This is a genomic window from Magnetospirillum sp. LM-5, from assembly GCF_902729445.1.
GTDB lineage: Bacteria > Pseudomonadota > Alphaproteobacteria > Rhodospirillales > Magnetospirillaceae > Magnetospirillum.
On sequence record NZ_CACVCE010000054.1, the window covers coordinates 1 to 5633 of the forward strand.

Below are 5633 nucleotides of genomic sequence, written 5' to 3' on the forward strand. Positions count from 1 at the left end.
TGGGGGCCTCGACTACCGGCGGCGGCGCGGGCGGCGGTGGCGGGGCGGCGGGCGGGGCAACCACCGGGGCTGGAACGCCAGACACCGTCACGCCATTGCCGGTCAGGTCGGCGGCAGCCACGGCGGAGCCGCGATTCCAGCTTCCCGCCGCAGCTAGGTTGTAGGTCGTGCCGCCGTTGGACGCCGTGCCGTTCTTGTTCAAGAGCAGGTTGAGGGCGGTCTTGTCGGCGTTGTTCAGCGTCACCGTGAAGGAGGTGGCGGAGGTGATCTCCACATCCGTACTGGTCAGGGTGTGGGTGGTGCCGGTACCACCGGTCAGCGTCAGCTTGGTAAGATCGATGTCGTTGGCAGCGCCGCTGCGCTTCAACAGGCCGGTTCCGGTCACCGTCAGCACGCCGGTGCCGAAATCGTAGGTAGCGCTGGTCACCGCAGGCGCGGCAACGTTCGAGACCGTGATGCCGTTGCCGGTCAGATCGGCGACGTTAACGGCGGCAGCCGCACCCGCCGCCCAGTCCTCTGCCGCGGCCAGATTGTAGGTCCCGGTCCCGGTCGAACTGGTCCCATCCTTGTTGAGGATCATGTTCAGCGCCGCCTTGTCAGCAGCGGACAGCACAATGGTGAAGCTGGTGCCGTTGGTGATCTCGACGTTGCTGGTGGTGAGCGTATAGGTCTCGCCGCCTTCGCCGGTGATGGTGAACTTGGAGACGTCGATGTCGTTGGTGGCACCTGACTTCTTCAACATCCCGGTACCGGTAACCACGAAGGTGCCGGTGCCGGCATCGTAGGTCGCCGAGGTGATGGTCGGCGTATCCGGGTTGGACACCGTCACCGCGTTGGTGGCATCGGCAGCACCAGAAACCGCACCCGACCAGTCGGCGGCGGCGGCGATGTTGAAGGTGGTGCCGCCGGTGGACGTGGTACCGGTCTTGTTGAGGATCTGGTTCACCGCCGCCTTGTCGGTGGCGTTCAGCGTCACCGTGAACTGGGTGGCCGAATCCCGCTCGACACTGGTGGTGGTAAGCTGGTAGGTGGCGCCGCCTTCGCCGGTCAGCGTCAACTTGGACACGTCGATGTCGTTATTGGCCCCGCCGAACGCCTGGATGTTGGTGCCGGTTACCACCAGGGCGCCGGTATTGGCGTTGTAGGTGGCACTGGTGATGGCTGGATTGATGGACACGGTGATGCCGTTACCGGTGGCATCGGCGATGTCCACCGCCGCCTCGGCCGCATTCAGCCAGTTATCGGCCCCGGCCAGGTTGTAGGTGGTGTTGTCGGACGAACTGGTGCCCAGATTGTTCAAGAGTGCCGCCACACCGGTCAGGTCGGCCCCGGTCAGGGTGGCGGTGAAGCTGGTGGCGCTGGTAATCTCGACCTGGGTGGCGGTGGTCAGGGTATAGGTGGCGTTGCCCTGGCCGGTGAAGGTGAGCTTCGACAGGTCGATGTCGTTGGTCGCACCCGACTTCTTGAACAGGTTGGTGCCGGTCACCGTCAACACGCCGGTATCGCTGTTGAAGGTGGCGCTGGTGATGGTGGGCGCGGAAACGTTCGACACCGTGGCGCCGTTGCCGGTGGTGTCCGAAATGTCCGAGGCCGCGGGTGATCCCGCCATCCAATCGTCTGCCGCCGCCACGTTATAGGTGGTGCCGCCCCCCGACGACGTGCCGGTCTTGTTCAGCAAGCCCCGCACGTTCATCAGATCAGTGGCCGACAGCGTAATGGTCGCCGTCGTCGCCGAGGTGATCTCCACATTGGCGGTGTCGGTCAGGGTATAGGTGCCGCCCTCGCCGGTGAAGGTGAACTTGTTGGCGACGATGTCGTTGGTGGCCCCGGTGATGTTGACGAAGTTGGTCCCCGTCAGCACCAACTGGCCGGTGGCCCAGTCGAAGGTGGTGCTGGTGATGGTGGGCACCGCCCAGTTGCTGACGCTGATGCCGTTGCCGGTCAAATCGGCCACGTTGACGGCCGCATCGGCACCCACCGCCCAATCCTCGGCCCCGGCCAGATTATAGGTGGTGCCGCCCACCGAAGCGGTGCCATCCTTGTTCAGCAGCGCCTCGACGTTATAGATGTCGGTCCCGGTCAGGGTGACGCTGAAGCTGGTGTCGCTGGTGATTTCCACATTGGTGGTGGAAGCCAGGGTATAGGTGGCGCCGCCCTGGCCGGTGATCGTCAGCTTGGTCAGATCGATATCGTTGGTGGCCCCCGACTTGGAGACGAAGCCGGTGCCGGTCACCACCATAATGTTGGTGGTGTAGTCATAGGTGGCGCTGGTGATGGCCGGAGCGGAAACGTTGGACACCGTCACGCCAGTGGTGGCATCGACCACGTTGACCGAAGCCTCGGCACCCGCCGCCCAATCTTCCGCCGCCGCCACATTGTAGGTGGTGCCGCTGGTGGAACTGGTGCCGTTCTTGTTCAGCATCATGTTCACCGCCGACTTGTCGGTGGCCGACAGGGTCAGGGTGGCGGTAGTGCCGTTGGTGATCTCGATATTGGCGGTGTTGGTCAGGGTGTAGGTCGCCCCGCCTTCACCGGTGAAGGTGAATTTGTTGGCGACGATGTCATTGGTGGCCCCAGACAGCTTCAGGAAACCGGTGCCGGTGAGGGTCAGAACGCCGGTGCTGGCATCATAGGTGGTGCTGGTGATGGTCGGCGTGGTCGGGCTGCTGACGGTGATGCCGTTGCCGGTGAGGTCGGCCACATTGACCGCCGCCGCCGCGCCCGCCGCCCAATCCTCGGCCCCCGCCAGATTATAGGTGGTGGCCCCGGTCGACGCAGTGCCCGCCTTGTTGAGGATCTGGTTCACGCCCGCCAGATCGGTGGCGTTCAAATTGACGGTGAAGGCGGTCCCAGAGGTGATCTCCACGCTGGACGTCGTCAGCGTATAGGTGCTGCCACCTTCGCCGGTGATCGTCAGCTTGGAGACGTCGATGTCGTTGGTGGCCCCGCTCAGCTTCAGGAAGCCGGTGCCGGTCACCACCAGGGCGCCGGTCGAGGCGTTGTAGGTGGCCGACGTGATGGTGGGCGTGTCGGGGTTCGACACCGTCACCGCGTTGGTGGCGTCGCTGGTGTCGCCCGCCGTCACATTGGTGCACCAATCGTCGGCGGCGGCGATGTTGAAGGTGGTGCCGCCGGTTGATGACGTGCCGGTCTTGTTGAGGATTTGGTTCAGTGCCGCCTTGTCGGTGGCGTTCAAGGTCACGGTGAACTGGGTCTGGGAATCCCGCTCGACGCTGGCGGTGGTCAGCGTGTAGGTAGTGCCGCCTTCGCCAGTCAGCGTCAGCTTGGACACGTCGATGTCCATGCCACCGCCATTGGCCTGGATGTTGGCCCCGGTCACCACCAGGGTGCCGGTGTTGGCGTCATAGGTGGCGCTGGTGACGGTGGGGTTGATGGAAACGGTAATGGCGTTGGTGGCATCAGCGATGTTGGTGCCGGAATCCCGCCCGGCCAGCCAGCCATCGGCCCCGGCCAGATTATAGGTGGTGCCGCCGGAAGAGGTGGTGCCGATCTGGTCCAGCAGCGCGTCCACGCCGGTCTTGTCGGCACCGGTCAGCGTCATGGTGAAGCTGGTGGCGCTGGTGATCTCGATATCCGAGGTGCCGCCCGCAATGGTGTAGGTGCCGCCACCCTGGCCGGTCAGCGTCAATTGCTGCACGTCGATATCGTTGGTGGCCCCCACCTTCTTGAACAGATTGGTGCCGGTGACGGTCAGTACGCCGCTGGTGGAATCATAAGTGGCGCTGGTGATGGTGGGCGCGGCGACGTTGGAGACCGTCGCGCCGGTGGTGGCGTCGGCGATGTCGGTGGCGGAAGGCGAGCCCGCCATCCAGTCATCGGCAGCCGCCACGTTATAGGTGGTGTTGCCGGAAGAGGCGGTACCGTTCTTGTTCAAAAGCCCGCGCACGTTCATCAGATCGGTGGCCGAGAGCGTGATGGTGGCCGCCGTGGCGGATGTGACCTCCACGTTCGAGGAATCGGTCAGCGTGTAGGTTCCGCCCTCGCCGGTGAAGGTGAACTTCGACGCCACGATGTCGTTGGTGGCCCCCGACAGGTTGACGAAGTTGGTGCCGGTCAGCACCAGAGCGCCGGTGTTCCAATCAAAGGTGGTGCTGGTGATGGCGGGCGCGGCCCAGTTGGATACGGTGACGCCGCTGGTGGCGTCGCCGGTGGCAGCGTTGTCGCCGCGCAGGAAGCTGGCGGCGGCGGCGATGTTATAGGTGGTGCCGCCCGCCGAGGCCGTGCCGTTGGCGTTCAGCAGGGCTTCCACGTTGTAAATGTCGGCCCCGGCCAGGGTGACGGTGAACTGGGTGCCCGAATCCACCTCCACATCCGTGCTGGCCGCCAGGGTATAGGTGGCCCCGCCTTGGCCGGTCAGCGTCAGCTTGGTCAGGTTGACGTCATTGGCCGCGCCCGACGACCGCACGAAGCCGGTGCCGGTCACCACCAGGGTGTTGGTGGAGTAATCATAGGTGGCGCTGGTGACGGTGGGGGTGACCAGATTGCTGACCGTGACGCCCGTGGTGGCATCCACCACGTTGACCGTGGCTTCCGCACCCGCCGCCCAATCTTCCGCCGCCGCCACGTTATAGGTGGTGCCGCCGGTGGAGGACGTGCCGGCCTTGTTCATGATCAGGTTCACCGCCGCCTTGTCGGTGGCCGACAGGGTCAGGGTGGCTGACGTCGCCCCGGTGATCTCGATATTGGCGGTGTCGGTCAGGGTGTAGGTGGCGCCACCTTCGCCGGTAAACGTGAACTTGTTGGCGACGATGTCGTTGGTGGCCCCCGACAGCTTCAAAAAGCCGGTGCCGGTCAGGACCAAAGTGCCCGCATTCGCGTCATAGGCGGTGCTGGTGATGGTCGGCGTGGTGGGGCTGCTGACGGTGATGCCGTTGCCGGTGAGGTCCGCCACGGTGACCGCCGCCGCCGCACCCGCCGCCCAATCCTCGGCCCCCGCCAGGTTATAGGTGGTGCCGCCGGTGGCAGACGTACCCGCCTTGTTGAGGATCTGGTTCACCCCCGCCAGATCGGTGGCGTTGAGCGTCACGGTGAAGGCGGTGCCAGAGGTGATCTCGACGCTGGACGTCGTCAGCGTATAGGTCGCCCCGCCTTCGCCGGTGATCGTCAGCTTCGACACGTCGATATCGTTGGTGGCGCCCGACAGCTTCAGGAAGCCGGAGCCGGTCACCACCAGAGCGCCGGTCCCGGCATTGTAAGTGGCGCTGGTCATCGTTGGCGTGTCGGGATTGGATACCGTCACGCCATTGCCGGTGGTGTCGGCGATATCGCCGTTGGTGATGACAGTGTTCCAATCGTCGGCGGCAGCGACGTTATAGGTGGTGCCGCCGGTGGATGTGGTGCCGGTCTTGTTGAAGATCTGGTTCAACGCCGCCTTGTCGGTGGCCGACAGGGTCAGGGTGGCGGCGGTGGCGCTGGCGATCTCCACATTGGCGGTGTCGGTCAGGGTATAGGTCGCCCCACCTTCGCCGGTCAGGGTGATCGTGGCGGCGGTGATGTCGTTGTTGCCCCCCGACGCCTTCACCATGTTGGTGCCGGTCAGGACCAGGGACCCGTTGCTGGCGTCATAGGTGGCGCTGGCGATGGTCGGCGTCTGCACGTTGGATACCGTCACT

General features: G+C 64.8%; 1 protein-coding gene. It reads right to left on the reverse strand.

Annotated features, from left to right (window positions below):
- A partial coding sequence (locus tag MTBLM5_RS15295) for a hypothetical protein (protein WP_173976932.1) occupies positions 1–5617 on the reverse strand: 5617 nt, incomplete at its 3' end.
- Positions 5618–5633 lie beyond the last annotated feature (16 nt).